Origin of the sequence: Staphylococcus pasteuri (assembly GCF_030547725.1) — a bacterium.
Lineage (GTDB): Bacteria > Bacillota > Bacilli > Staphylococcales > Staphylococcaceae > Staphylococcus > Staphylococcus pasteuri.
In genome coordinates this window covers 1-242 of record NZ_JAUOQO010000815.1, presented here as the reverse complement: position 1 = coordinate 242, position 242 = coordinate 1, and the positions used below count along the sequence as shown (strand labels likewise).

The 242-nt window shown below is 45.9% G+C and carries 1 protein-coding gene; it reads right to left on the bottom strand.

Annotated elements, in window-relative coordinates; translation table 11 throughout:
- Nucleotides 1-242, bottom strand: a 242-nt coding sequence (locus Q4528_RS15605; protein ID WP_303522629.1) for a nitroreductase family protein, incomplete at both ends; no start/stop codon positions are given.

Here is a 242-nt window from a genome sequence, read left to right as displayed (position 1 = left end):
AGATTTGTCTGTCCATTTTTCATTGTGAACCAGTTGGTCTAGTTGTTCTCTAGGTAGCCAGCCAAACTGTTCTAGCTCTGGTTTTTCGCTAAAGCTCGACACATGGCCCAAGCATAGGTAGCCAATAATTTCTAAACGCTCGGGAATGGCTAAGGTGTCGCGTAATACTTGATCATGAATAATGCTTACCCAGCCTAGGCCGAGATTTTCGGCACGCGCGGCCAACCACATGTTTTGAATAG